The following is a 26,093-nucleotide window of genomic DNA, read 5'->3' on the forward strand; positions in this document are numbered from 1 at the left end:
TTTGTCAGTGCTGCTGCGGTACGGCGCACCCGTCGGGACCGCAGGCCTCCGCGCCGGAGTCGCCCTGGTCGATCAGCTCGAGCGGGGAACGGTTGCCCCAGGCCTGGGTGAGGGCCTTGGTGAAGACCTCGGCGGGCTGGGCTCCGGAGACGCCGTACTTGCGGTCCAGGACGAAGAAGGGCACACCGTTCGCGCCGAGCTCGGCGGCCTCGCGCTCGTCGGCGCGGACGTCGTCGGCGTAGGCGGTGGGGTCGGCGAGCACCTTGCGGACCTCGTCGGCGTCGAGACCGGCCTCGACGGCGAGCTCGACGAGGCGCTCGTCGCCCTCGGTGAACAGGGACCGCTCCTCGGCGAAGTTGGCCCGGTAGAAGATCTGGACGAGCTCGTCCTGCCTGCCCTGCTCCTTGGCGAGGTGGAGAAGCCGGTGCAGGTCGAAGGTGTTGCCGGTGTCACGGCCGCGGGTGCGGTAGTCGAGCCCCTCGGCGGCGGCCTGGGCCCCGAGGTTCTCCTCGCCGGCCTGGGCCTGGGCCTCGCTCATGCCGTACTTCTTGCTGAGCATCGCGAGGACGGGCTGCACGTCGCTCTTGGCCAGCCCCGGATCCAGCTCGAACGACCGGTGGACCACCTCGACCCCGTCACGGTGCGGGAAGGCCTCCAGCGCCTTCTCGAAGCGGGCCTTGCCCACGTAGCACCAGGGGCAGGCGATGTCGCTCCAGATCTCGACGCGCATGGTTCGGCTCTCTCCAGGTCTGTGCGGGCACGGAGACTCCCTCCGCCGAGTCGGTGAACGTTCAAGCAGCGGGTTCCATTCCCGGCTGGGGCGCTGTGAGCCTGCTGAACTGCGCGCGGTACGCGCTCGGGGTCAGTCCGGTCCTGCGGACCAGGTGGCCGCGCAGGGAGTCCGCCGTGCCCAGGCCGCAGGCGCGGGCCACCTGGTCCATGGGGAGTGTCGTGGTCTCCAGGAGTTCCTTCGCGCGTTCGACCCGCTGGTGGAGGAGCCACTGGAGGGGGCTCACCCCGCTCTCCGCGTGGAACCGGCGCGTCAGCGTCCGTACCGAGACGCCCGCGTGCCGGGCCAGGTCGGCGAGCGTGAGCGGCTTGTCCAGGTTGCGCATGGCCCAGCCCCGCGTGTCGGCGCAGACGGTGCCCCGCTCGGGTGGCAGCGGGGTCTGGGTGAACTGGGTCTGGCCGCCGGGGCGGACGGGGGCGACCAGGGCCAGCCGGGCGACCTCGTTGGCGACGGCGGCGCCGTAGTCGGTGCGGATGAGGTGCAGACAGAGGTCGATGCCGGCGGCGTAGCCGGACGAGGTCAGGACGGGGCCGTCCTGGACGTAGAGGACTTCGCCGCACAGGTCGACTTCCGGATGGCGGCGACGCAACTCCTCCGCGTGGCCCCAGTACGTCGTCGCCCGGCGTCCGTCCAGGAGCCCCGCCTGCGCGAGCGAGAACGCGCCGGTGCAGAGCGACGCGATCCGCTTGCCCGCGGCCGCCGCCTCGCGCAGGGCCGCCTCGGTGCGCGGGTCGGCGGTGTACAGCAGCCCGGTCCCGGCGACCAGCACGGTGTCCGCGTCCCGTACGACGTCCAGCCCGTGCCGTACGTACAGGTCGAGCCCGCCGGTGGTCGGGACCGGCCCCGGCTCGGGCGCGCAGATCACCACCTCGTAGCCGGGCCGCCCGTCGATCTCGACCTTGCCGAACAGCAGCTCGGGAATGGCCAGGTTGAACATGGAGACGGGTGAGGGAGCTACGACGGCGACACGGCGCATGGCCAGAACCTCCGGGGGCATGGCATTCAGGCCACTACTGTACGTCGCCGTAGATCCGCAGTATGGAGCCATGCCCATCGACCAGACCCCCCAGGACAAGCAACTCACCTCACCCGAGCCCGAGTTGGCAGCCAGACCGCCCTCCCCCGCGCTCACCCTCACCACCGCCCTGCTCGGTTTCTCCCTGATCGCGCTCGACGCGTCCGTCGTGAACGTGGCGTTGCCCGCCATGGGCTCCGCGTTCGGCGGGGGGATGTCCGGCCTGCAGTGGGTGGTGGACGCGTACACCCTCACCTTCGCGGCCCTGATGCTCTCCACCGGGGCGTTCTCGGACCGGGCCGGGGCGAGCCGGGCGTACGCGATCGGTATCACGGTGTTCACGCTCGCCTCGGCGGTCTGCGGCCTGGCCCCGAACCTGCCGGCGCTGGTCGGGGCGCGGGTCATGCAGGGGGCGGCCGCGGCCATGATGCTGCCGGCCTCCCTGGCGCTGGTGCGGCAGGCCTATACGGAACCGGCCCACCGGACGCGCGCGGTGGCCGTGTGGGCGGCGGGCGGTTCGGTGGCGGTGGCGCTGGGACCTGTGGCGGGCGGCGCGCTGACGACCGGCTGGGACTGGCGGGGCATCTTCTTCATCAATCTGCCGGTCGGTGCGGTGGCGCTGGTTCTGCTGCTGCGGGCTCCCCGTTCGGTGCGCCGCCCGGCTCCGCTGGATCTGCCGGGCCAGGTGACGGCGGTGGTGACGCTGGCCGCGCTGACCTTCGCGGTGATCGAGGGCGGACGGACCGGGCTGGTGTCCGCCGCGCTCGCCGTCCTCGCGGGCGGCTGCTTCCTGTGGATCGAGCGACGACAGGCCCATCCGGTGGTGCCGTTCGGTCTCTTCCGCAGCCGCACCGTCTCCGTGGCCGTCGCCGTGGGATCGGCGAACAGCGTGGCCTTCTACGGCGTGGTGTTCATGTTCTCCCTCTTCTTCCAGCAGGTGCAGGGGCGTTCGGCGCTCCACGCCGGGCTGATGTTCCTGCCGATGACGGGGCTGATCGGGGTGACGAACGTGTTCGCGGGCAAGCTGGCCGGCCGCTACGGTGCCCGGCTGCCGATCCTGGTGGGCCACGGGCTCGCGGTCGCCGGGCTGCTGGGTCTGCTGTACGTAGACACCGGGACGTCCGGCTCCCTGGTCTCCGTCCTGCTCGTACCGCTGGCCGTCGGCTGTGCGCTGATGGTGCCGCCGCTGACGGCCGCGATGCTGGAGGCGGTACCGGCCGAACGGGCCGGGCTTGCGGCCGGTGTCCTCAACGCGGCGCGTCAGGTGGCCGGAGGCCTGGCGGTCGCCGTGTTCGGGGTGCTGGTCGCCGACGGGTTCGAGACCGGGCTGCGGCTGAGCCTGGCGATCAGCGCCGGTCTGCTGCTGCTGACGGGTGTGTTCAGTTTCCGTCTCGCAGGTCGTCCGGCCAGGTCGGCCTGAACTCTATGTGGTCGTAGGTCACCACGCAGCCCTCCCCCATCGGGGACTGCGTCATGAAGCCGATCAGGGCCGCGTCGGTCTCCTTCTCGTCGCCGAGGGTGAAGAGGCGGACGAAGGTCCAGCGCTTGCCGTCTCGGGAGGCGTGGAAGGCGAAGGCCCGTCCGGTGCGGCTGACCCGGAGCCAGACCGAACTGCCGTCCACGGTGAAGGAGTTGCAGTCGTCGGAGTGGCCCCGGGTCACGACCGTGCAGACGGTCGGTACGGCCGGGGAGTTCTCCAGGCACAGCTTGGCCCACGCCCGTTCGCCGACATGGACGTACAACACACCCGCGTCGAAGGACGCGTTGAAGCCGACGGTGACCCGGGCTATCAGCTGGAAGTCACCCTCGGGGGAGCCGAGGAGGCGGGGGGCGTCGGAGGCGGGATCGAGGGCCTCCCCAGTGGGCGGCACGAAACGGTCCTGCCGGGGCCCGGCCCATCCGGAGAGGATGCCGTCCTCGTAGAGCCAGTGCCCGTCGGGCCCATACGTACGGAGAGGGAAAGGCAGTTCGGAAAGTTCGACGTCCATCCCGCGATTCTGTCAGGCCCCGGTGGGTTTTCAGGGGCGCGGGGAACTGCGCGACCAGCCACAACAGACCGGCAGCCGACGATCCACCGCACCCCTACGGCGCTATCGCTCCAGTTGCCCGTTGAACCGACGCGGCAGTCCCAGCGGGTTCTCGTCCCGCAGCTCCTGAGGCAGCAGAGCCGAGGGAGTGTTCTGGTACGCAACCGGCCGCAGCCACCGCTCGATCGCCGTACCGCCCACCGACGTGGACGTCGAGGTCGTCGCCGGGTAAGGACCACCGTGCTGCTGGGCCGGGGCCACGGCCACGCCGGTCGGCCAGCCGTTCACCAGGACCCGGCCGGCGAGCGGGGTCAGCTCCGCCAGGATCTCGGCGCCCCGCCCCTCGCCCGCGGCCTCCTGCGTCGAGAGGTGGACCGTCGCGGTCAGGTTGCCCGGGAGCCGGGACAGCACGGCCCGCGCCTGGTCGTCGTCCTCGTAGCGGGCCACCACGGTGACCGGCCCGAAGCACTCCTCCAGGAGCAGGTCGTACGCCCCCTCGGTGGTCAGCTTCTCCGCCGCCACCGTGAGGAAGCCCGCGCTCACCGTGTGCTCGCCGCCCGCTCCGGGCGTCACCGGCGTCTCGACCTCGGGGAGCTCCGCGCGCTCGGCGACCCCGGCGACGAAGTTGTCCCGCATGCGGTGGTCGAGGAGGACGCCCGCGTCGGTGTCGCTGACGGCGTCGGTCAGGGACTTCACCAGGCCGTCGCCCGCCGCGCCGGAGGGCACGAGGACCAGGCCCGGCTTCACGCAGAACTGGCCGACGCCGAGGGTCATGGAGCCCGCGAGCCCGGTACCGATGGCCTCGGCGCGCTCGGCGGCCGCCTCCTCGGTGATCACGACGGGGTTCAGCGAGCCCAGCTCGCCGTGGAACGGGATCGGCACCGGCCGCGCGGCCGCCGCGTCGAACAGGGCTCGGCCGCCCTTGATGGAACCGGTGAAGCCCGCCGCGGCGACCAGCGGGTGCCTGATCAGCTCGATGCCGGCCTCGAAGCCGTGGACGAGGCCGACCACGCCCGCGGGGATGCCGTGCTCGGCGGCGGCCCGGCGCAGCACGGACGCGACCAGCTCGGACAGGCCCGGGTGGTCGGGGTGGGCCTTGACGACGACCGGGTTGCCGGCCGCCAGCGCGCTCGCGGTGTCGCCGCCGGCGACCGAGAAGGCGAAGGGGAAGTTGGAGGCCGAGTACACGGCCACGACACCCAGCGGCACCTTGTAGCGGCGCAGGTCCGGGATCGGCGGGGTCGCGGTGTCGTCGGGGTGGTTGATCACCACGCCGAGGAACTCGCCCTCGTCGACGATGTCGGCGAAGGCCCGCAGCTGGTAGCAGGTGCGGGCGAGCTCGCCGGTCAGCCGGACCGGACCGAGCGCGGTCTCGGCGTCGGCGGCCTCGACGAGGTGGTCCTTGGAGTCCTGGAGCCGGTCCGCTGCGGTGCGCAGGAAGGCCGCACGGACGGTGCGGTCGGCCAGGGAGGCGCGCGCGTCGTGCGCGGCGCGGACGGCGGCGTCCACCTCCTGGGCTGTGGCCTCCACCGCAACCTGTTCGCGCTGCTTCCCGGTTCGGGGGTCGACACTCCAGACTGGTGCTGCTGCCACCGCGGGTCCCTCCACGTGTATCTGGGTCATCCACCAGGAACGTTCGATATGCTGAACGCTGTCTCTGATGGTGAATATGCTGTCGGAGTCTATAACTCTGGTTCTCGTCCAACAAAGGGGTCAAGGGCGATGTCGGCAGGCGAGACGGGCGGCGGGGCACAGGTCAAGTCCGCGGTACGGACGGTTGAACTGCTCGAATACTTCGCCGGGCGCCCCGGCATGCACTCCCTCGCGGCGGTCCAGGAGGCCGTCGGGTACCCGAAATCCAGCCTCTACATGCTGCTGCGCACGCTGGTAAAGCTGGGCTGGGTGGAGACGGACGCGACGGGCACGCGGTACGGCATCGGGGTGCGGGCGCTGCTCGTCGGTACGTCGTACATCGACGGTGACGAGGTGGTCGCGGCGGCCCGGCCGACCCTGGACCGGCTCTCCGACGACACCACCGAGACCATCCACCTCGCACGTCTGGACGGCACGAACGTCGTCTACCTCGCCACCCGGCAGTCCCAGCACTATCTGCGGCCCTTCACGAGAGTGGGCCGCCGTCTCCCGGCGCACTCCACCTCACTCGGCAAGGCCCTGCTGAGCACCTACTCCGACGAGCAGGTCCGCAAGATGCTGCCGGAGACCCTGCCGGCGCTGACCGAGCACACGATCACGGACCGCGAGAAGCTCATCGAGGAGCTGCACCAGATCCGCGAGCAGGGCTTCTCCGTGGACCGCGAGGAGAACACCCTGGGCCTGCGCTGCTTCGGCGTGGCGATCCCCTACCGCACGCCCGCGCGGGACGCGATCAGCTGCTCGGTACCGGTGGCGCGACTGACCCCGGCCCACGAACAGCTGGTGAAGGACGCGCTGTTCGACGCCAGGGACCGACTGACACTGGCCACCCGTAGGCTCTGACGGGCGGGGTGCCTCGGACGCATCGCCGCCGGTCGCCGGCTCCTGCACGGCCCCGGCGACCGTTCGGCGGCGCCCTGGAGGGGCGCGGGGAACTGCGCGACCAGTCACGACGGCGCCGCGGCCGATCGACGACCCAGCGCCGCCCCGCGGCGGAGCCGCATATCGGCACAGCCAGCGGAGCGCTTAGGCTCTGAGGCATGCAGATCGCGCTTCGAGAGGTCCACGACAGCGATCTGCCGGTCTTCTTCCGGCAGATGAACGACCCCGAGTCCCTGCGCATGGCGGCCTTCACCCCGAAGGACCCGGCCGACCGGGACGCCTTCGACGCCCACTGGAAACGGATCCGCGCCTCCGACGCCGTGCACCGCACGGTCCTGGCGGACGGGGACGTGGTGGGCAGCGCGGCGGTGTACGGCGAGCCGGGCGAGCGCGAGGTGACGTACTGGATCGACCGCGCCTACTGGGGGCAGGGCATCGCCACGGCGGCACTGCGGGAGCTCGTCACCCAGGTGCCCGAGCGGCCTCTGTACGCCCGCGCGGCCGCCGACAACACCGGTTCGTTGCGGGTCCTGGAGAAGTGCGGGTTCCGGGTGACCACCCACGCCTCCGGGTACGCCAACGCGCGCGGCGCGGAGATCGACGAGTTCGTGCTGACGCTGGACGCCTGAGACCGTCGTACAAGAAGCCGTGGATGAACGTCCGATGAGAAAAGCGGATGTTCGGGAACGATCCGTACGTGACTGATCGTCTTTCGAGTGGGATGAACAAGACGATCAGGCGCGCATCGGTCTTCGCGCTGCTCCTGGTGTTCGCTCTGCTGATCCGGGCGACCTGGGTGCAGTTCTACGACGGCCAGGCACTCGCGGACGACAACGACAACCGACGGAACGCGATCGAGACGTACTCCTCGCCGCTCGGGAACATCATCGTGGCCGGAAAAGCGGTCACGGGTTCCGCGAAGGTGACGGACAGCGACCTCGCGTACAAGCGGACGTACACGAACGGCAAGCTGTACGCGGCGGTGACGGGCTATGCCTCGCAGGCGTACGCCCCGACCCAGCTGGAGGGCATCTACGCCGATCTCCTCAACGGCACGGACCCCCGGCTGAAGACCGTCATGGACACGGTCACCAACGAGCGGGCCGAGCCCGGTGATGTGATCACGACGATCGACCCGGACGTGCAGAAGGCGGCGTACGACGCGCTCGGCGACAAGAAGGGCGCGGCCGTCGCGATCGACCCGACGACCGGCAAGATCCTGGCGGTCGTGTCGACGCCGTCGTACGACCCGTCCTCGCTGACGGACGCCAACACCGCGGGCAGCGCCTGGAAGCAGCTGAACGCGGACTCCGACAAGCCGCTCACCAACCGCGCGCTGCGGCAGCCACTGCCGCCGGGTTCGACGTTCAAGCTGGTGGTGGCGGCAGCGGCGCTGGAGGACGGTCTGTACTCCTCGGTGGACGAGAAGACGTCCAGCCCGGACCCCTACACCCTGCCGGGCACGGTGACCCCGCTGGGCAACGAGAACTCCTCGGCGCCCTGCAAGAACGCCTCGATCCGGGTCGCGCTGGAGTACTCCTGCAACACCGTCTTCGCGAAGATGGCCGTCGATCTCGGCCAGGACAAGGTGAAGGCGATGGCCGAGAAGTTCGGTTTCAACAACGCCACGCAGGACGTCCCGGTGCGGGCCTACGAGAGCGTCTACCCCTCCGACATGGACAAGTCCTCGACGGCCCTGACCGGCATCGGCCAGTTCGACGTCACGGCCACCCCGCTCCAGATGGCCATGGTCTCCGCGGCCATAGCCAACGGCGGTGAGCTGGTCTCACCGCACATGGTCTCGACGATCACCGACAGCGGCGGCGACGTTCTCAAGAACTACGACGACGAGGCGACCACGACCCGGATCGTCAGCTCCGACACGGCCGAACAACTCCAGTCGGCGATGCAGTCGGTGATCCAGGACGGCACCGGCACCAACGCCAGGATCGACGGCGTCACGGTGGGCGGCAAGACGGGCACGGCCCAGCACGGCGAGAACAACAGCAAGACGCCGTACGCCTGGTTCACGTCCTACGGGAAGGCCGGCGGCAAGGAGGTCGCCGTGGCGGTGGTGGTGGAACAGTCCAACGCGGCCCGCTCCGAGGTGAGCGGCAACGGGTTGGCCGCCCCCGTGGCCAAGGCCATGATGGAGGCGGCTCTCAAGAACTGAGGGTTCCCGGTGGTTACTTGACGCCGAGGACCTGCTCGATCGGGTTGATCGCGAAGTAGATCAGGAACAGCAGCGACGTGCCCCACAGCAGCCAGTGGATCTCCTTGGCCTTGCCGAGCACCACCTTGATCACCACGTAGGCCAGGAAGCCCGCCCCGATGCCGTTCGTGATGGAGTACGTGAACGGCATCACGGCGATGGTGAGGAACGCCGGGATCGCGATGTCGTACTTGTCCCAGTCGATGTGCTTGACCTGGGTCATCATCAGGAACCCGACGGCGACCAGGGCCGGCGCGGCGGCCTGGAGCGGCACGATGGTCAGGAGCGGGGTCAGGAACAGCGCGAGGCCGAACAGCCCACCGGTGATCAGGTTCGAGAAGCCGGTACGCGAGCCCTCACCGACCCCCGCCGCCGACTCGATGTACGACGTGGCCGAGGAAGCCGAGGCCGCACCGCCCGCGACCGCCGCCGCACCGTCGATCAGCAGCACCCGGCCGAGGTTGGGGACCTTGCCCTCCTCGTCCAGCAGCCCCGCCTCCGCGCTGATGCCGACGACCGTGCCCATGGTGTCGAAGAAGTCGGACAGGATGAGCGTGAAGATCAGCAGGACGACGGTGATCACACCGACGCCCGGGGCGTCGAAGGCCCCGAACAGGCTGAAGTGACCGATCAGCCCGAAGTCGGGGGTGTCGACGACCTTGTCGGGCCAGGCCGGCGTCGTCAGCCCCCAGGCCTTGATGTCGGCGATCGAGTTGATGATCATCGCGACGATCGTCATGGTCACGATGCTGATGAGGATCGCGCCCTTGACCTTGCGGGCGAGCAGCCCGATCGTCAGCAGGACCCCGAGGCAGAAGACGAGAATCGGCCAGCCGGTGAGGGCGCCGGTACCGCCCAGCTGCACCGGCACGGTGGTGTTCGCGGCATCCGGGATACGGCTCACGAAGCCCGCGTCGACGAAGCCGATGAACGCGATGAACAGCCCGATCCCGACGCTGATCGCCTGCTTGAGCGCTTGCGGGATGGCGTGCATGACGGCCTCCCGCAGACCGGTCATCACCAGCACGCAGATCAGCAGGCCCTCGATGACCACCAGGCCCATCGCGTCGTCCCAGCTCATCAGCGGGGCGATCTGGAAGGCGACGACGGCGTTCAGCCCGAGCCCGGCGGCGAGGGCCAGCGGCAGGTTGCCGACCACACCCATGATGATCGTCATCACCGCGGCCACCAGGGCCGTCGCGGTGGTCAGCTGCACCGCGTCCAGCTGGTGCCCGAACTTGTCCTTGGCGCTGCCCAGGATGATCGGATTCAGGACAAGGATGTAGGCCATCGTGAAGAAGGTGGCGAAGCCGCCGCGTATCTCCCGGGCGAGGGTGGACCCCCGCTCGGAGATTCTGAAGTACTGGTCGACGGACATGTTCGCTGCTCCCTGGTGCCTGAATGATCTGTGTGCGGATGCTGGCTGGATTGTTCCTGTGTTGAACGCGCCTCAGGTTTTCTCCGTGTTACGGATTCGGGGGTCACCCCGCCCTGCACCGTTCGAAGAGCCGTACGAGAACACGTATCTGATCACTGCTACGCTTCCGGATCTCCGCCCGGTCACCCCCGGACAATCACATGTCATTCACATGACACACAAGGGAGAGGGAGCCCGTGGGCACAGTCGTCGACGACGCCGCCTCCGTGGAGTTCCATGCCTTCTTCGAGCGCCACTATGCCGAACTGTCCCGCCTCGCCCATCTGTTGACCGGTGAGCCGGACGCCGCCGACGACCTGGCGGCGGACGCGCTGCTGGCGCTGTGGCACCGCTGGGACCGGGTCCGCGCGGCCGACCATCCGGCCGCGTACGCACGTGGAGTGGTCGCCAACCTGGCCCGCACCCGTATCCGCAGCGCGGTCCGTGAGCGCCGGCGCATCGCGCTGTTCTGGTCCCAGCGCGAGGAGAAGGTCGAGAACCCGGACGTGGCGGGCGTGGTCGACGTCCAGGAGGCGCTGCGCAGGCTGCCGTTCCGCAAGCGGGCGTGTGTCGTGCTGCGGCACGCCTTCGATCTCTCGGAGAAGGACACCGCGCTGGCCCTGGGTGTGTCGGTCGGTACGGTTAAGAGCCAGACCTCGAAGGGAATGGCCGAGTTGCAACGTCTGCTCGGCACTCAGAAAGCTCCGCTGAACATGCACGCCGCGATGGTGCGCACCGGTGACGCCGGAGGAAGGGACCGATGACCATGCAGCGGGACGTGCACGGCGAACTGCGCGCCCGGCTGCAGGACGCGGCCGAGGCGCACGAGCCGAACCGCGAGCGGATCCTGGCCCGGGTCGAGCGCGGTATGAGCGAGCAGACCCGTCCCGACCACCGGGCGACCCGGCCGCCGGTCTACGGCTGGGTGCGGGTGGTGAGCGCGACGGCCGCGGTCGCCTGTGTGCTGGGCCTCGGCGGTTACGCGGTGGCCTCCGCCGTCAAGGACGAGACGCCCGCGCAGACGTCGGTCGCCTCCACGGGGTCGCCCACGCCGTCGCCCGACGCCACGAGCCGCGCACCCGCCCCGCCGGCCGACCCGACGCCGAGCTCCTCCCCCACGCGGAAGGCCGAGAAGCCGAGCAGCACTCCCTCGCGCACACCGGCGGCCTCCACCGAGGTGCAGGCCGCCGGCACCGAGGACGGGCCGCTGTGGTCCGACGGCTCGGTCGACCCGCACAGCAACGAGTTCTGGGCCCAGAGCAATCTGACCTTCAAGACCTCCGAGCAGCTGACCGCGCTCACCGTCGAGTTGAGGATCGCGCAGACCGGCGGGGTCACCAACGCGGGAGCCTGGCGCTCGCTGCCCGAGGACGACTTCACGCTGACGGTCGCCGAGAAGGACGGCTTCCTGGTCTACACGTGGGTCCTCAAGGACGGCCGCACGGTCCCCAAGGGCGAGTGGGTGTTCGCCGGGCAGTACAACCATGTGCGCGGCGGCCGGGACGCCAAGGACGACGGCTACACGGCGACGGCGAAGACGGCCTCGGACGACCTCGCCGTGCAGGGCGGCTTCGCGGCGCAGGACGACGACGCCGAGGAAGGCGATTCGTAAAAACTCCGTAAGGGCGGCAACCCTTTCCTCGTCAGCGGCAACTTACTGGGTGCAAGATCCCCCCTGATGACGGAGCACTCCCCCTTGAGCACGCACAAGAGACCCCTGACCCGCCGCCGGGTGCTCGGCGCCTCGGCGCTGGGCGTCGCCGCCACCGGTGCCGCCGTCGCGGGAGGCACCGGTCTCCTCTCGGCCGCCTCCGCGGCGACCTTCGGCCACTCGGACGACGGCAAGAACTTCGTCGTCGACACCGGGGCCTCCCTGGTCTTCAAGGTCTCCAAGGCGACCGGTGATCTCACGTCCCTGGTCTACCGGGGCAAGGAGTACCAGGGATACGGCGGCCGGAACTCGCACGTCGAGTCGGGCCTCGGGGCCTCCACGGTCACCGTCAAGCAGTCCGGGCCGGTCGTCCTGATCAAGGTCGTGCACGGCGCGATCACCCAGTGGTACGCGGCCCGCAGCGGCCAGAACAACGTCTACCTGTGGACCAACAAGAAGGACGCCTCCTTCACCGCGACCCGCTACATCGTCCGTCTCAAGCCCGGGATGTTCCCCAACACGGGCTCGGACAGCTGGATCGAGGCCTCGGACAAGATCATCGAGGCCGGTGACGTCTGGAGGCGCGCGGACGGCACGACCCACTCCAAGCACTACTCGGGCAAGCGGACGATCGACTACGACCACATCGGCTTCACCACCGGTTCGGTCGGCCTGTGGCTGGTGCGCTCCAACCACGAGAAGGCCTCCGGCGGTCCGTTCTACCGCTCGCTGCTGCGGCACTCGAACGACAAGGGCGCGGGCCTCTACGAGATCCTGCACTACAACGAGGCCCAGACCGAGGCGGAACGTTTCGGCCTCCAGGGCCCGTACGTCCTCTCCTTCACCGACGGCGGCGCTCCCTCCTCCTCGCTGTTCCACGACAAGCTCGACACGGGCTGGGTGGACGGCCTCGGCATCACCGGCTGGGTCGGCGCGTCGGGCCGCGGCAAGGTGGCGGGTGTCGGCCTGAAGGGCATGGACGCCAGGTACCCGTACACGGTGGGCTTCGCCAACGCGGACGCGCAGTACTGGGCGAAGGCCGCGGCGGGCACGGGTGCGTTCTCCTGCAAGGGGATGCTGGCGGGGACGTACACGATGACGGTCTTCAAGGGCGAACTCGCCGTGCACACCGCCTCGGTGAAGGTGACGGCGGGCGGTACGACGACGCTGCACTCCCTGAGCATCACCGGTGACCCGTCCACCGCCAAGGCCGTCTGGCGGCTCGGCGACTGGGACGGCACGCCCGGCGAGTTCAAGAACGCCAAGCTGATGACGTACGCGCACCCGTCCGACGGCCGCGCGGCCAAGTGGACCGGCAACGTCACGATCGGCAGCGGCGGCGAGGCGGCGTCCTTCCCGGCGTACATGTGGAAGGACGTCAACGACGGCATCCTGATCTACTTCAAGCTCACGGCGGCGCAGGCGGCGGCCGCGCACACGCTGCGGGTCGGAGTCACGGACGCGTTCGCGAACGGCCGTCCCCGCGTGAGCGTCAACGACTGGGTTTCGGCCGTTCCCACGGCTCCCACCCAGCCCAACACCCGCTCTCTCACCACGGGTTCGTACCGGGGGAACAACCATTCGTTCACCTTCAACGTCCCTAGTAGTGCCTGGAAGACCGACACGTCCCAGTACAACGTCCTGAAGCTCAACATCGTGAGCGGCTCGGGCGGCAGTGCCTACCTCAGCGCGGGCACGTCGTTCGACTCCATAGACCTGCTGGCCTGAGCCCCCCTCGGCCAGCAGCGGCGCCGGTCAGAGCCCCCCTCGGCCGGCACGAGGAACGCCCCGCCTGTGACGACAGGCGGGGCGTTTCCTCGCTTCGGCGTTTCGTCGCTCAGTTCATCGTCGTGCCGATGACGGTCGAGCCGGTGGTCAGGAAGGTCGTCGCGGGCAGCGAACCGTCCGCCTTGCGGGCGCCGTACGCCGTCGTCGCGTCCACTGACCTGAAAGCCGGCGTGGCGACACCGCTGTCCCAGTTGTTCGCCGCGGAGACGGTCGACGGACCCAGCTTGGACAGGCCCCTCTTGTTGCCCACCGCCAGGTTCCGGGCCAGCCGGGCCTTGCCCGTGGCGAAGTAGAACCCGGCCTCGGCGTTGGAGTAGGCGGTGTTGCGGTTCAGCGCGATCGCCCCGGTGTTGGAGTTCTCGGTGAACCCGTGGAGGGTGTTGTCCCAGGCCGCGTTGTTGTTGACGAGATGGGCCACCGTGACGCCCCCGCCGCCCAGCTTGAATCCGTTGCCGTTGCCCTCGAAGGCGCTGTCCCCCCACCGGTTCTTGCCGTTGCCGAAGGCCCAGCTGTGCTCGACGGTGACCGGCGAGGAGAACTGCCAGAGGTCGAGCCCGTCGTCCGAGTTGTTGTAGAGACGCGCGCCGGTGATCCGGTTGCCGGTCCCGGAGCCGAACTTCACGGCGATCCCGTCGGCGTTCTGCCCGTGCCCGGCCGGATCGTAGTTGCCGTGACTGTCCAGGTTCTGCACGAGGTTGCCGCTGGTGCCGTCGCCGCGCAGGGTGAAGCCGGAGTCCCCGTTGTTCGCGGTGACGAGGTTCTTGAAGACACCGCCGACGGACGAGGTGACGACGAGCCCCTGGGCCGGGGAGTTCTGGAAGGTGAGGTTCTGTACGGTCCAGTAGTCGCCGTAGATCCCGGCCAGCCAGGACCCCGCGGGCAGCTTGGACCCGTCGATCCGCACCTTCTCGCTGCCGTACGCGCGCAAGGTGATCCGCGCCGAACTGGTGCCGTTCGCCGTGGACTTGAGGGTCGTCGAGGGGGTGTACGTGCCCGCGCGGACCTGGATCGTCGTACCGGCGGTGGCGTTCTTGACCGCGGCCTCCAGCTGGGCGGTACCGGTGACGGTGACCGTCGAGGACGCGGCCTCGGCCCCGCCGCCCGAGAGGCCGAGGTACACACCGCCCGCGCCCGCGGCGACGGCGACCGCCGCCGCGATCGAGAGGGTGCGGGTCCGGCGGTGGCGTCCGGTGCTGTGACGCACAGGGCGTTCCTTTCCTTGGTGACGGGGATGCCCTGCAGTCGCCGCCGCGGCCGTCGAGGTTGCCGCGCTTCAACGAAAGCAACCGAAACTTTCGCTGCTTCTCATCGCGCGCTCATCGATTGACGTGCTGTTTCCCGCTCGTAACACTCCGAAGGCGCGCACAGCCCTCAACAGAAACCCCCACACCCCCACACTCGCAGGAGCGACATGCGCCCACGTATCCTCCTCGTCGCCTGTCTCTCGCTACTCCTGGCGCTCCTCACCGCGCCGCCCGGTTCCGCCCACTCAGGAGCACCACCCGTGAAGCAGTCCAAGTACGCCGGTTATCTCTTCGCCTACTTCACCGGCGAGGGCACCGCCGACGGCGAGCAGATCCGCTACGCCCTCAGCCGTGGCAACGACGCCCTGCACTGGCGGGAGCTGAACCAGGGCAAGCCCGTCCTGACGTCGACGACCGGCGAGAAGGGTCTGCGCGATCCCTTCGTGATCCGCTCCCCCGAGGGCGACAAGTTCTATCTGATCGCCACCGATCTGCGCATGTACCGGAACAGCAGCGGCAGCTGGGACGACGTCCAGCGGCACGGCAGCAGGTCGATCATGATCTGGGAGTCCACCGACCTGGTCCACTGGACCGACCAGCGGCTGGTGAAGGTGGCCCCGGACAACGCGGGCAACACCTGGGCGCCGGAGGCCTACTGGGACGACAGCCTCGGTGCGTACGTGGTCTTCTGGGCGTCGAAGCTGTACGCCGACGACGACCCCGGGCACACGGGATCGACGTACAACAAGATGCTGTACGCGACCACCAAGGACTTCCGCACCTTCAGCGCGCCGAAGGTCTGGGACGACCCGGGCTACTCGGTGATCGACTCGACGGTCGTCAAGTACAAGGACACCTACTACCGCTACACCAAGGACGAGCGGGACCCCACCTCCAGCTCGCCCTGCGCCAAGTTCATCACCGGCGAGAAGTCGACGAGCCTGACCTCCACCACGTACGACCTGGTCGCGGACTGCATCGGCAGCGGGGCGATGGACCGCGGCGAGGGTCCGACGGTGTTCAAGTCCAACACCGAGAAGAAGTGGTACCTGTTCATCGACGAGTACGGCGGCCGCGGGTACGTCCCCTTCGAGACGACCGACCTCGACTCGGGCAAGTGGACGGCGTCCACGAACTACCAGCTGCCCGCAAGTCCCCGGCACGGCACGGTACTTCCGGTGACGCAGGCGGAGTACGACCGGCTGCTGGCCGCGTATCCGGCGTCCGGGACGTCCGTGGTGGACGCGACGGCTTCCGGCCAGAAGGGGTACGCGATCGTCACGGAGGCCGCGTCGAAGGTCGTGCTGCCGATGCGGCCGGGCTCCGATCTCGCCCGTCTGGCACCGGAGTTGGCGGTCGGCGAGGGGGCCCGCGTGAGCCCCGCGTCCGGTACCCGGCGGGACTTCCGCAAGCCGCAGACCTACACGGTGACGGCGGCCGACGGGACCACCCGCAGCTGGACCGTCGAGGCCGTGCCGACGGGCAGTCCGGTCCTGCCCGGCCTCACCGCCGACCCCGATGTGCACTATCTGGACGGCGAGTACTGGATCTACCCGACCACCGACGGCTTCAACGGCTGGGGCGGGACGCGGTTCAAGGCGTACTCGTCGAAGGATCTGGTCCACTGGAAGGACCACGGAGTCATCCTCGACCTCGGCGCGGACGTGTCGTGGGCCGACAAGTACGCGTGGGCGCCGGCCATCGCCGAGCGGGACGGGAAGTACTACTTCTACTTCTGCGCCGAGCAGCAGATCGGCGTGGCGGTGGCGGACTCCCCCGCGGGCCCCTTCAAGGACGCGCTGGGCAAGCCGCTGGTGGCGAAGGGCGGTGCGCTCAAGGGCCAGATGATCGACCCGGCCGTCTTCACGGACGACGACGGGACGTCGTACCTCTACTGGGGCAACGGGCACGGGTATGTGGTGCCGCTGAACGACGACATGGTGTCGTACGACGCCTCGAAGGTCGAGGACATCACCCCGGACAACTTCCGCGAGGGGTCCTTCGTGATCAAGCGGAACGGCACGTACTACTTCATGTGGTCCGAGGACGACACCCGCAGCGAGAACTACCACGTCGCCTATGCGACGGGACCGTCCCCGCTCGGCCCGTGGACCAAGAAGGGGACGATCCTGTCCAAGCGACCCGAGTACGGCATCCTCGCCACCGGCCACCACTCCGTGGTGAACGTCCCCGGCACCGACGACTGGTACATCGTCTATCACCGGTTCGCCCTGAACGGGCCGGGGAAGCCGGGCGGCGACGGCATGCACCGTGAAACGACCATCGACCGCATGGAGTTCGCGGCGGACGGTTCGATCGAGCCGGTGGTGCCGACCCTTGAAGGGATCCGGCCGGTGAAGAACTAGCTGACGAAGTACGTCGGGTTGGGCAGCTTGTACGTCCTGTCGGCGTAACCGCCGTCCAGGTCCGAGTACTGGTCGCCGAAGTTGGCGATGATCTCGTACCCGAGGTCCTGCTCGATGTGCTTGCGGGTGCCGCCCTTGTACTGCACGGTCGTGCAGGTCCAGGTGCCCGCGGTCGCGCAACCGCTCAGGTACGACGGCGGGTTGGCGGTGTTCTTGAGGAACATGTGGTCGGCGTCGAGGTTCACATCGGCGCCGATCTTCTTCAGGTTCTCGACCGCGGCCGAGCGCTGGGCCTCGCTCAGACCGGAGTTGTAGAAGACCTCGACGCCCTTGGACTCGGCGTACTGCACGAGTTCGGCACTGCCGAAGACGCCCGGGCGGTCGGCCTTGTTGACGTACGCCGCCCAAGTGGCCGAGTTGTACGTGTAGTTGTACCGCTTCTCGTAGTCGAGGCTGAGCAGCAGCGTGTCGTCGATGTCGAAGACGACCGCCGGCTTCTCACCCTTGTGGTGGGCCTTGCGGGCGGCCTGGTCGATGTACTTTCTCGCGGCCTTGTCGATGGCGGCGAGGTCCTTGGCGTACGGGCTGGTGGCGGACGCCTGGTAGACGCCGTTGGCGTCGGCCGTGGTGCCGTAGTAGGTGTCGATGTCCTTGACCAGGAGCCCGATGTTGTAGGGCTCCTGCGTGGAGTTGGCCGTGGACTGGCCGGCGGTGGCCGCGCCGGCGCCGTAGAGGGCGCCGGCGGCGACGGCACAGGCCGCGGTGACGGCTGCGATACGCAATGGCTTATGCATGACAGACGTTCTACGCGCGTCACCCTGTCGGGCGCGAGACCCGCCCGGTAAAAAACGGGTCAAGCGCCCTGGAGGTGTCAGTTCATGGTCGCGCCGATGGTGGTGCTGCCGGTCGTCAGGAACGTGGTGGCGGGCAGGGTGCCGCTGGAGGAACGGGCGTTGTACGTCGTCGAGGCGTCCGTCGACCTGAAGGCGGGGGTGCTGATCCCGCTGTCCCAGTTGTTGCCGGACGAGGTGACCTTGGAGCCCTTGTTGACCGAACCGCCACCGTTGCTCACCGCGAGGTTCTTGCCGAGCTTGGCGGAGCTGGTGGCGAAGTAGTAGCCCCACTTGCTGTTGGCGTAGGCGGTGGTGCGGTTGATGACGATCGCGCCGGTGTTGGAGTTCTCGGTGAAGCCGTTGCCGGCGTTGCCCCAGGCCGCGGAGTTGTTGATGACGTGCGCGACGACCTCGCCGTCGCCGCCCAGCTTGTAGCCGTTGCCGTCGCCCGCGAAGGCGGAGTCGGACCAGCGGTTGACGCCGTTGCCCATGGACCAGGTGTGCTCGACGGTGACGGGCGAGGAGAAGGACCAGAAGTCCAGACCGTCGTCCGAGTTGTTGTAGAGGCGGGCCCCGGTGATGAGGTTGCCGGTGCCGGAGCCGAACTTCACGGCGATCCCGTCGGCGTTCTCGCCGTGGTTCGCGGCGTCGTAGTGGCCGTAGGAGTCGATGTTCTTGACGGTGTTGTTCACGGTCCCGTCGCCGGTGAGCGTGAACCCGGAGTCGCCGCCGTTGATCGTCTTGATGTTGTTCCAGACCGTGCCCGTGCAGGACTGGCACACCACCGCGCTGTCCGGGGAGTTCTGGAAGGTCATGTTGGAGACGTTCCAGTAGTCGGCGGTCAGCTTGAAGATCCAGTCGCCGTCGGGCAGCGACGAACCGTCGATCTTCACGGTCTCCGAGCCGTACGCGGTGAGCGTGATCGGTGCGGAGGAGCTGCCGTTGGCCGTGGACTGGAGGGTGGCGGTCGGGTAGTAGGTCCCGCCGCGGACCTGGATCACCGTGCCGGCGGTGGCGTTCTTGATGGCGTTGGACAGGTCGGTCGAGTTGCTGACGACCACGGTCGCCGCCTGCGCCTGGGTGGGGAGGACGGCCATGCCGGAGCCGAGGGCGAGGGCGGCCGTGGCGAGGAGAGCGGTACGACGAGACATGGAGTGCGGGTCCTTTCGTCGTGCTTTTTCGGGGAGGGGGGATCAGAGGACGGAGTCGAGCCAGCCGAAGATCTCGTCCTGCATGCGGTCGACGAAGACATGGCCGAGGTCGGGCCAGGTCTTCAGGTGCAACCGCTCCTCGGCGTGGCGGGAGTGCCAGACGGCGCGCAGCTTGTCGTACGCCACGGTGACGCCGTCGGCGGGGAACAGCGGGTCGAGCCCGCCGTTGAAGAAGAGCATCGGCCTGGGTGCGGCGATGCTCGCCACGTCGGGGAAGTCGAGGAACCGGGGCAGCCCCGGGTGGAGCATGTAGTAACTGGACTGTCCGCGCAGGGTGTTGTTGCCGGGCACCATCATTTCCCTGAGACCGGTCATCCAGCAGACGGACGCCGTGGCCGCGACGCTGTCGGTCAACGCGGCGGTCTGCCAGGCGCGGTAGGCGCCCATGGAGAACCCGACGGCGGCGATCCTCCTGGCGTCCACCCTTTTCAGTCCGGCCAGGAACTCTGCGGCGCGGGCGTCCTCGCGGGCCATGAGTCCGGCGAGTGAGGAGCCGAGGTTGTAGAAGTTGCTTGCCAGCGCCTGCTGTTGGTCGTAGGTGATCGGTCCGCGGTCGCCCCAGCCGAGCGCGTCCGCGCACAGCACGACATAGCCGCGCCGGGCCAGCTCGTCGCCGACGAACCTGCCGCTGAAGTACTTGTCGGCCCAGCCCTGCGCGGAGGGGAGCCGGGTGTCGTCGTACCAGGGCCTGACCAGCTTCTCCTTGCCGATGTCGAACTTCGCCCCGTGGTCGTGGAGCAGCAGTACGGCGGGGAACGGTCCGGGGCCGTGCGGGGTGAGCAGGGCGGCGCGGACGCGTTCGTGGCGGGTGAGGGAGAGGGTGACCAACTCCCTTGTGTAGCCGTCGCCTTGGTTCCGGTCGGTGAACTCGGGTGTATACGGCGTTCTGGTCTCGGGGTCGACGAGGAGGTGCTCCTCGACCTTTGCGCGGGCCGCGCGTCGCCAGGCCCCGAAGCCGCGGACCGGTGAAGTCCCCCAGGCGAGGGGGAAGTTCAGCCGGTTCTTGAGCGCCGGGTAGAAGTCGGGCAGCGGGCCGTCCACCACCCCGGCCTCCGCGGGGCTCACCGCTCCCCCGGCCAGCATGGCCGCTCCTGCGCCCACCACGAACGCCCGTCGGCCGACGGTCTCATGGCCGCGCATACTGCCTCCCGGTGCCGGCGTGCGTCAGGACGTGGTGCTCGACCGCCGCGCGGGAGGTGAGCGGCCGGTAGTGGTAGACGTCGGCCGGGTCCCAGCCCACGTCGTCGGTCAGTCCGAGCCCCGCGGCCTCCGCGTTCAGGCGGGCCGGGCGGCCGTTGACCCAGGAGCCGGTGTCGTGGAAGTGCTCACCCCCGTAGTCGGCGAGGCTCGCGTCGTACCGGAAGACGTTGCGCTCGGAGTAGAGGGCCGACTCCACACCGACACCCAGGGCGTAGAGGGGGGTCCGGCTCCGGGACACGTACACGTTGTTGAGGACGTGCACCTGTCCGAAGCGGACGCGGGGGCCGCGCTGCACGATGTCGGTGAAGAGGTTCCGCAGGAAGGTCACCTTGAGGTGCCCGCGGTCACGGTCGCCGCGGCCGTCTCCCGACCCGATGAGCAGCGCCTTGTCGTGGTCGGTGAACCGGGTGTCGGAGACGGTGATGTAGTCGGAGCCGTCCTCGATGTCCAGCAGTCCGTCATGGCGTTGCACGTGCTCGCCGTGGAAGCCGACGGGCGCCTCGCGGTCCGGGAAGCGGCCGTCGGTGAAGGTGCAGTGGTCGACCCAGATGTTCTTGCCGGTGATGACGGTCATGGCGTCGAAGCGGGCGTTCCAGCCGTCACCCGGGGACCAGCTGGTGAAGTGGTCGACCGGGGCTTCGAGTCGGAGGTTCCGTACGACGATGTTGGTGCCGGTGTTGACCGTCAGGAAAACGCCGAGGAGCCGGGCGTCAGCGCCGACGCCGACGAGTGTCGTGTTGCTCGGCACGGTCAGCTGGATCTGCGCCTTCTCCTTGTTGGAGCCGGTCTGGCGGAGCTGCCGCTGCTGCTTGCAGTAGTCATGGCGGGTGTCGGACCAGGTCGTGCCGTCCTCGCCGAAGCAGGACATGTACTGGGCGAGGTCGTATCCGGGCGCGTAGTCCTGCTCGCCCAGCAGTGATCCGTCGTCCGCCTCATGGCCGTTGACGTCCCCGACGACCCGGATCACCTTGGGCGCGGCGGGGTCGCCGGCGTTGGCGAGGGCCTCCTTGAGCTCGGCGCGGGTGTGCACGGTCCAGGTGGTGCCGCCCGCGCCGCCGGTGGTGCCGGTTCCCGTGGAGGCCCAGCCGACGGGACCACGCTCCGCGGCGGAGGCCTGCGGTGCCCAGCCCAGGGTCAGGCACACGCAGGCCAGCAGGGCGGCGGCCGCCCTACGCACGGGGCCGCCAGTCGCCCAGGTAAGTCGCCCTGGTGTGCAACCGCGCTTCCTGGGGGGTCAGTTGGGGCCTGTTCTCCGGCACCGAGATCACCGCGCCAGGGCCGGTGTTGCCGTACTCCCGAAAGCGCATGGTCTGCCAGGGGTACTGCTCCCGCATGTTGGTGTACGGGGTCACCGGGTCGATCCCCGGCCCGATCCGGGTGTCCCGCACGACGAGGGACGGCCAGGCGGTCGTCTCGTACGACGGCACCCACGGCCTTGCCAGCTTGTACGCCGCATCCTCCGCGCCCGAGGTGATGCGGGAGCGGACGGCGAGGATGCCGTAGGGGTTGGCGCGGGCGGTGGCGGGGGCGAAGACCATGCCCTTGGGGGTGAAGGCCACGTCCCGCTGGAGGGTGTGGAAGTGGCACTCCTCGAAGACGGCGGTGGCCCGGCCGAACACGAAGTCCACGTCGCCCTCGATGTAGCAGCGGCGGAAGTACTGCCGGTCGAAGACGTCCAAAGCTGCCGTCTCGACGAAGAGGGTGTCCTGGTGGGCCAGGAGCCGGACGTTCTCGAAGTGGGTGCGGTCGCCGTAGGTGTAGGCCGCGACGGCCTGGGTGCCGGTGATCTCGGGGTGGTCGGCGCGCAGCCAGTCGTTGGCGAGGGTGAGGTCGCGTACGGTGAGGCCGGGGGCCGCGGAGGTGAAGGTGGCGGATCCGGCGGTGCCGTAGGTGCCGGAGCCGTCGGGCTTCTGGGTGCCGTTGGCGTTGTCGTACACGATGACGGCGGCACGGGGGTCGCGGACGGCGCCGCGCACGGTCAACTCCGCTGCGGCGGCGGGGATGTTGACGACCTCGCGATATGTGCCGGGGTGCACGACGATCGTCCAGCCGGGGCCGGTGACCGCGTCGACGGCGGCCTGGACCGAGTCGCCGGGGCGGACGTGGAGGACGCGGTGACCTCCGCCGGCGAAGGCCGGGGTGGCTCCCGCCACCGCGAGTCCGAGACCGGCCGTGAGAAGGGTGCGTCTGCGCATCAGCACGTCTCCTTCCAGGGGCGCCAGTCGCCGAGGTAGGCCTCCCGGGTCGCCGACTCGGCCTGGACAGGGGTGAGTTGGGGACGGTTCTCCGGGACGGTGATCCGGGCGCCGGGGCCGGTGTTTCGGTACTCGGCGAACCGCTGGTTCTGCCAGGGGAAGGCGTCCGACATGTTGGTGTAGGGCGCGAGCGCGTCGATGCCGGGGCCGAGCCAGGTGTCGCGGACGGTGAGACTCGGCTTCGCGGTGGTGTCGGAACTGGGCACCCAGGGTCGCGCCAACTTGTAGTAGGCGTCCGGTGCTTCACTGCTGACACGGCTCCTGGTGACCAGGTGGCCGAGCGGGTTGGCCCCCGCCGTCGAGGGCGCGAACACGAAGCCGTACGGCGCCGCCGCCAGGTCGGTCCGGTTCAGGGTGCGGAAGTGGCAGTGCTCGTAGACGGCGGTGGCCCGGCCGAAGACGAAGTCGACGTCGCCCTCGGCGTAGCAGTGCGCGAAGTACTGGCGGGCGAAGGAGGTCAGGGCGATCGAGTCGGCGTACAGGGTGTCCTGATGGCCGAGGAAGCGGCAGTGGTGGAAGGCGGAGCGGTCGCCCTGGACCTTGATGGCGACAGCCTGGGTGCCGGTGATGCCGGGGTGGTCGGCGCGCAGCCAGTCGTTGGCGAAGGTGATCCAGCGGGCGGTGAAGCCGTCGGCCTGCACGGTGGTGGTGGCCGATCCGGTGGTGCCGTAGGTGCCGCCGCCGGGCTTGGGGGTGCCGGCCGCGTTGTCGTAGACGATGACGACGTCCCGGGGGTCCTCGGAGGCGCCGATCCAGGTGGCCTCGGTGCGGGTGGCGTCGACGGCGACGGTCTCCCGGTAGGTGCCGGGGGCGAGGACGAGGGTCCAGCCGCTGCCGGTGGCGGCGGTCACGGCGTCCTTGACGGTGGTGTGGTCGCCGCGGCCCTGCGGGTCGACGTACAGCGTCTGCGGGGTGAGGCGGGCGGAGGGTGATCCGAACCGCCCGAACGGACGCCGGGCACCGGCGGCCCGTGCGGGGCTCGACGTGAGGGCGAGCGCGGCTGCCGCTCCGGTGCTCGCCAGGAGGAATCCCCTTCTGGACACGGGGAGTCGATCGTGGTGCGAGGGCATGCGGGTGCTCCTTGGGAACGCGGCTCTGTGGTGGGGTGCCTCGCGTGGGGGGTGGAGAGGTGGCCGGGGCGGCCGCTGGATTCCGCCCCGGCCGGTCAGGGGGCCGGTGTCAACAGACCCGGCCGGTCGAAGGGGCCGGGTGTCAACAGACCTGGCCGGTCGAAGGGGCCGGATGTCAACAGACCCGGCCGGTCGCAGGGGCCGGTGTCAGCAGACCCCGCCGGTCGCAGGGGCCGGTGTCAGCAGACCTCGCCGATCGAAGAGGCCCGGTGTCAACAGACCCGGCCGGTCGCAGGGGCCGGTGTCAGCAGACCCCGCCGGCGCCCGCGCCGCGGCCGACGATCCCCGGGACCTTCTTGGCGGGGTCGATCTTCGTGCGCAGGGTGGGCGTCCAGCCCGCGCCGGACTCCAGGGTCTCGGCGGGGATCTCGGCGTTGTGGACGGCGATCAGGTCGGTGAGCGTGCCGTTGACGTAGTTGTCCGCGGCGGTGAGCGGCGAGACGTTCCACCGCTTGAGCACCTTGGCCGCGCTGATCCCCGCCGGCAGCGTGAACGCGTTGTGCTCGGCGACGAGTTGGGACTCCTTGCCGATGCCGAAGCTGTAGGCGTAGTCGTCGTCGGCCACGAAGTGGTTGTTGTAGGAGTCGACCTGTCCGAAGCGCACGCGGGGCGCGCGCTCGACAAGGTTGGAGAACTCGTTGTGGTGGAAGGTGACCTTGAGCTTGCCGCGGTCCCCCACCGCGGTGGACTCGCTGTCGCTGTTACCGATCAGGATCGTCTTGTCGTGCTCGGTGAAGACGTTCCAGGAGGCGGTGACGTAGTTCGCGCCGCGGACGATGTCCAGCTCACCGTCGTGCTGCTGGTAGAGCATGCCGAAGTAGGTGGGCGCGGCACTGTCCGGGTGGGAGCCGTCGGTGAAGGTGTTGTGGTCCAGCCAGACATGGGTGGAGCCGTACACGACGGCGGTGTCGTACTCGGAGTTCCAGTTGCCCTTGGCGCCGTCGGTCGGGTCCCACTGCGGGAAGCAGTCGATGGGGCTCTCGAAGGTCAGGTTCCGGATGATGACGTTGTCGACGGCCTTGATCTGGAAGCTGGCGCCCTTGAACCCGGCGTTCTTGCCGATGCCGATGATCGTGGTGTTGGCGGGGATGTTCGCCTTGATGGTCTGGTCCTGGTTGGCGGCAGAGGCGCGGCGCAGTCCCTCGGGGCTGTCGGCCGGCTCGGCGCTCAGGTCGGTGTCCAGGCCCCAGGCCTCGGGCGAGTACTTCGCCAGGTAGGCGTCGAAGTCATAGCCGGGCGCGGCGAGCGAGTCGCAGCCCTCGGAGACGGCGTCGATGGTCCCCTTCACCTTGATGATCTTGGGTGCGCTGCCGCCGGCGGCGAGGGCGGCCTTGAACCCGGCCCAGTCGGTGACGGTGTAGACGTGGTCGGCGTCGGCGGCCGCGCCTCCGGTGGTGCCGGTGCCGTAGGAGCCCCAGCCGTCGTTCGCGGCGAGGGCCTCACGGGTGACGTCATGCCCCTTGGCCTGGGCGGTGGTGCCGGTGACCGCGAGGACGAGGGCGGTGCAGCCGGCCACGACCAGATTCTTTGTTATGACATGCCCATGCCATACATGTGTGTTCACTGTGCGGCTCTCTTTTCGGGAAGGACTTTCCGGGAAAGAACAGAAGGGGTCAGACGGTGGCCGGCGACGGCCAGGTGATCCAGGACTCGGGAATCTCGGCGTCGAGACGGCACACGTCCCGGTGCGCCAGTACGCGGTGCCGCAGGAGCTCACGGGCGACCAGTCGCGCTACTGCAATGGCACCGGGCGGATTGAAGTGCGTGTTGTCCTGCTCGGTGGCCGTCCAGTTGAAGTACGTCTTGGTCTCCTCGACCCCGAGCTTCTGCCACAGGGCGAGCGACAGGGCCTGGATGTCGAGCAGCGCCACGCCCTCCTCCTCGGCGAGCGCCCGCATCGCGGCGGGATACTCCCCGTGGGTCGGCACCGCATTGCCGCTCGCGTCGAACTTGCGCCGCTCGACGGACGTGGCGAGCACCGGCCGGGCACCCCTGGCACGGGCGCCGTCGATGTACAGCCGCAGATAGTCCTGGTACGTCGTCCAGGGCTCGGTGTACCGGGTCGGGTCGGCGGTCTTCTCGTCGTTGTGCGCGAACTGAACGAGGAGGAAGTCACCGGGCTTGATCAGCCCGAGAACGACATCGAGCCGCCCCTCGTCGACAAAGGACTTCGAACTCCGTCCGTTCACGGCGTGATTGGCGACGGGCACATCCTTGTGCAGAAAGAAGGGAAGCGCCATGCCCCACCCGGTCTCGGGGGCGGCGTCGGAATACTTCTGGGCGGCGGTGGAATCACCGGCGATGTAGAGGGTGCGTGTTCTTCGAGGAGCGGCCTGAGCGGTACTGGTCGCGCTCAGAGCGACGGGCACGGCGGCCATCGCCGCCACGGTGACCTGTCTACGGGTAAGGGACATGTCCG

At 69.3% G+C, this 26,093-nt stretch carries 22 protein-coding genes; 8 read left to right on the forward strand and 14 right to left on the reverse strand.

Annotation, left to right across the window (positions count from 1 at the left end):
* Positions 1-4: 4 nt before the first annotated feature.
* Both AB0D34_RS26980 and AB0D34_RS26985 read right to left on the reverse strand, forming a co-directional pair.
* The gene (locus AB0D34_RS26980) at positions 5-730 is read right to left on the reverse strand and encodes a DsbA family oxidoreductase (RefSeq protein ID WP_362665645.1); all 726 of its coding nucleotides are present in this window, start codon (positions 728-730) and stop codon (positions 5-7) included.
* A 61-nt stretch (positions 731-791) separates the two neighbouring features.
* Complete coding sequence (locus AB0D34_RS26985; protein ID WP_362665647.1) at positions 792-1,787, reverse strand: helix-turn-helix domain-containing protein; 996 nt, start codon at positions 1,785-1,787, stop codon at positions 792-794.
* Positions 1,788-1,836: 49 nt separating this feature from the next.
* Here AB0D34_RS26985 and AB0D34_RS26990 point away from each other — a divergent pair, with 49 nt between their 5' ends.
* A complete protein-coding gene (locus tag AB0D34_RS26990; RefSeq protein WP_362665649.1) occupies positions 1,837-3,225 on the forward strand; it encodes an MFS transporter in 1,389 nt (462 codons plus the stop codon).
* On the opposite strand, the gene AB0D34_RS26995 is transcribed toward AB0D34_RS26990, so the two are convergent.
* Positions 3,185-3,793, reverse strand: coding sequence for a DUF1349 domain-containing protein (locus tag AB0D34_RS26995; RefSeq protein ID WP_362665651.1), 609 nt, complete (start codon positions 3,791-3,793; stop codon positions 3,185-3,187). The genes AB0D34_RS26990 and AB0D34_RS26995 overlap by 41 nt on opposite strands.
* 102 nt (positions 3,794-3,895) lie before the next feature.
* Complete coding sequence (locus tag AB0D34_RS27000) at positions 3,896-5,425, reverse strand: aldehyde dehydrogenase (NADP(+)) (RefSeq protein WP_362665653.1); 1,530 nt, start codon at positions 5,423-5,425, stop codon at positions 3,896-3,898.
* Positions 5,426-5,554: 129 nt separating this feature from the next.
* Here AB0D34_RS27000 and AB0D34_RS27005 point away from each other — a divergent pair, with 129 nt between their 5' ends.
* The 3 genes from AB0D34_RS27005 to AB0D34_RS27015 all read left to right on the forward strand — a co-directional run bounded on the left by AB0D34_RS27005 (position 5,555) and on the right by AB0D34_RS27015 (position 8,540).
* Positions 5,555-6,328 carry an IclR family transcriptional regulator gene (locus AB0D34_RS27005; protein WP_362665655.1) on the forward strand — a complete coding sequence of 258 codons (774 nt, stop codon included), beginning with the start codon at positions 5,555-5,557 and terminating at the stop codon, positions 6,326-6,328.
* A 197-nt stretch (positions 6,329-6,525) separates the two neighbouring features.
* Entirely contained in the window at positions 6,526-6,996 is a 471-nt protein-coding gene (locus AB0D34_RS27010; RefSeq protein ID WP_362665657.1) for a GNAT family N-acetyltransferase, read from the forward strand.
* A gap of 92 nt (positions 6,997-7,088) precedes the next feature.
* Complete coding sequence (locus AB0D34_RS27015) at positions 7,089-8,540, forward strand: penicillin-binding transpeptidase domain-containing protein (protein ID WP_362665886.1); 1,452 nt, start codon at positions 7,089-7,091, stop codon at positions 8,538-8,540.
* A 13-nt stretch (positions 8,541-8,553) separates the two neighbouring features.
* Here AB0D34_RS27015 and AB0D34_RS27020 read toward each other — a convergent pair whose 3' ends face one another.
* Entirely contained in the window at positions 8,554-9,957 is a 1,404-nt protein-coding gene (locus AB0D34_RS27020) for an NCS2 family permease (RefSeq protein WP_362665659.1), read from the reverse strand.
* A gap of 236 nt (positions 9,958-10,193) precedes the next feature.
* Between AB0D34_RS27020 and AB0D34_RS27025 the strand changes: the two genes are divergently transcribed.
* The 3 genes from AB0D34_RS27025 (at position 10,194) to AB0D34_RS27035 (ending at position 13,375) form a co-directional block, all read left to right on the forward strand.
* The gene (locus AB0D34_RS27025) at positions 10,194-10,760 is read left to right on the forward strand and encodes a SigE family RNA polymerase sigma factor (RefSeq protein ID WP_362665661.1); all 567 of its coding nucleotides are present in this window, start codon (positions 10,194-10,196) and stop codon (positions 10,758-10,760) included.
* Positions 10,757-11,608 carry a hypothetical protein gene (locus AB0D34_RS27030; protein ID WP_362665663.1) on the forward strand — a complete coding sequence of 284 codons (852 nt, stop codon included), beginning with the start codon at positions 10,757-10,759 and terminating at the stop codon, positions 11,606-11,608. Before AB0D34_RS27025 ends, AB0D34_RS27030 begins: the two co-directional genes overlap by 4 nt.
* 84 nt (positions 11,609-11,692) lie before the next feature.
* On the forward strand, positions 11,693-13,375 hold the full coding sequence (locus AB0D34_RS27035; RefSeq protein WP_362665665.1) for a rhamnogalacturonan lyase B N-terminal domain-containing protein: 1,683 nt from the start codon (positions 11,693-11,695) through the stop codon (positions 13,373-13,375).
* A 109-nt stretch (positions 13,376-13,484) separates the two neighbouring features.
* Here the strand turns inward: AB0D34_RS27035 and AB0D34_RS27040 are convergent, their stop codons facing one another.
* The gene (locus AB0D34_RS27040; RefSeq protein ID WP_362665667.1) at positions 13,485-14,639 is read right to left on the reverse strand and encodes a right-handed parallel beta-helix repeat-containing protein; all 1,155 of its coding nucleotides are present in this window, start codon (positions 14,637-14,639) and stop codon (positions 13,485-13,487) included.
* Positions 14,640-14,846: 207 nt separating this feature from the next.
* Between AB0D34_RS27040 and AB0D34_RS27045 the strand changes: the two genes are divergently transcribed.
* Positions 14,847-17,045 carry a family 43 glycosylhydrolase gene (locus tag AB0D34_RS27045; RefSeq protein ID WP_362665669.1) on the forward strand — a complete coding sequence of 733 codons (2,199 nt, stop codon included), beginning with the start codon at positions 14,847-14,849 and terminating at the stop codon, positions 17,043-17,045.
* On the opposite strand, the gene AB0D34_RS27050 is transcribed toward AB0D34_RS27045, so the two are convergent.
* The 8 genes from AB0D34_RS27050 to AB0D34_RS27085 form a co-directional block, all read right to left on the reverse strand.
* A complete protein-coding gene (locus AB0D34_RS27050) occupies positions 17,042-17,839 on the reverse strand; it encodes an HAD family acid phosphatase (protein ID WP_362665671.1) in 798 nt (265 codons plus the stop codon). The two genes, AB0D34_RS27045 and AB0D34_RS27050, sit on opposite strands and share 4 nt — an antisense overlap.
* Positions 17,840-17,916: 77 nt before the next feature.
* Positions 17,917-19,029 (reverse strand): chondroitinase-B domain-containing protein, encoded by a 1,113-nt coding sequence (locus tag AB0D34_RS27055; protein ID WP_362665673.1) that lies wholly within the window; start codon positions 19,027-19,029, stop codon positions 17,917-17,919.
* A 42-nt stretch (positions 19,030-19,071) separates the two neighbouring features.
* A complete protein-coding gene (locus AB0D34_RS27060) occupies positions 19,072-20,229 on the reverse strand; it encodes an alpha/beta fold hydrolase (RefSeq protein WP_362665675.1) in 1,158 nt (385 codons plus the stop codon).
* Positions 20,216-21,466 carry a pectate lyase gene (locus AB0D34_RS27065; protein ID WP_362665677.1) on the reverse strand — a complete coding sequence of 417 codons (1,251 nt, stop codon included), beginning with the start codon at positions 21,464-21,466 and terminating at the stop codon, positions 20,216-20,218. Before AB0D34_RS27065 ends, AB0D34_RS27060 begins: the two co-directional genes overlap by 14 nt.
* On the reverse strand, positions 21,459-22,484 hold the full coding sequence (locus tag AB0D34_RS27070) for a pectinesterase family protein (protein WP_362665679.1): 1,026 nt from the start codon (positions 22,482-22,484) through the stop codon (positions 21,459-21,461). The genes AB0D34_RS27065 and AB0D34_RS27070 overlap by 8 nt, the downstream gene beginning before the upstream one ends.
* On the reverse strand, positions 22,484-23,614 hold the full coding sequence (locus AB0D34_RS27075; RefSeq protein WP_362665681.1) for a pectinesterase family protein: 1,131 nt from the start codon (positions 23,612-23,614) through the stop codon (positions 22,484-22,486). The genes AB0D34_RS27070 and AB0D34_RS27075 overlap by 1 nt, the downstream gene beginning before the upstream one ends.
* A 304-nt stretch (positions 23,615-23,918) precedes the next feature.
* On the reverse strand, positions 23,919-25,238 hold the full coding sequence (locus AB0D34_RS27080; RefSeq protein WP_362665683.1) for a polysaccharide lyase family 1 protein: 1,320 nt from the start codon (positions 25,236-25,238) through the stop codon (positions 23,919-23,921).
* A 49-nt stretch (positions 25,239-25,287) separates the two neighbouring features.
* Positions 25,288-26,088, reverse strand: a complete 801-nt coding sequence (locus AB0D34_RS27085; RefSeq protein ID WP_362665685.1) for a rhamnogalacturonan acetylesterase — start codon at positions 26,086-26,088, stop codon at positions 25,288-25,290.
* Positions 26,089-26,093 lie beyond the last annotated feature (5 nt).

Source organism: Streptomyces sp. NPDC048420 (assembly GCF_040651535.1).
Taxonomy (GTDB): Bacteria; Actinomycetota; Actinomycetes; order Streptomycetales; family Streptomycetaceae; genus Streptomyces.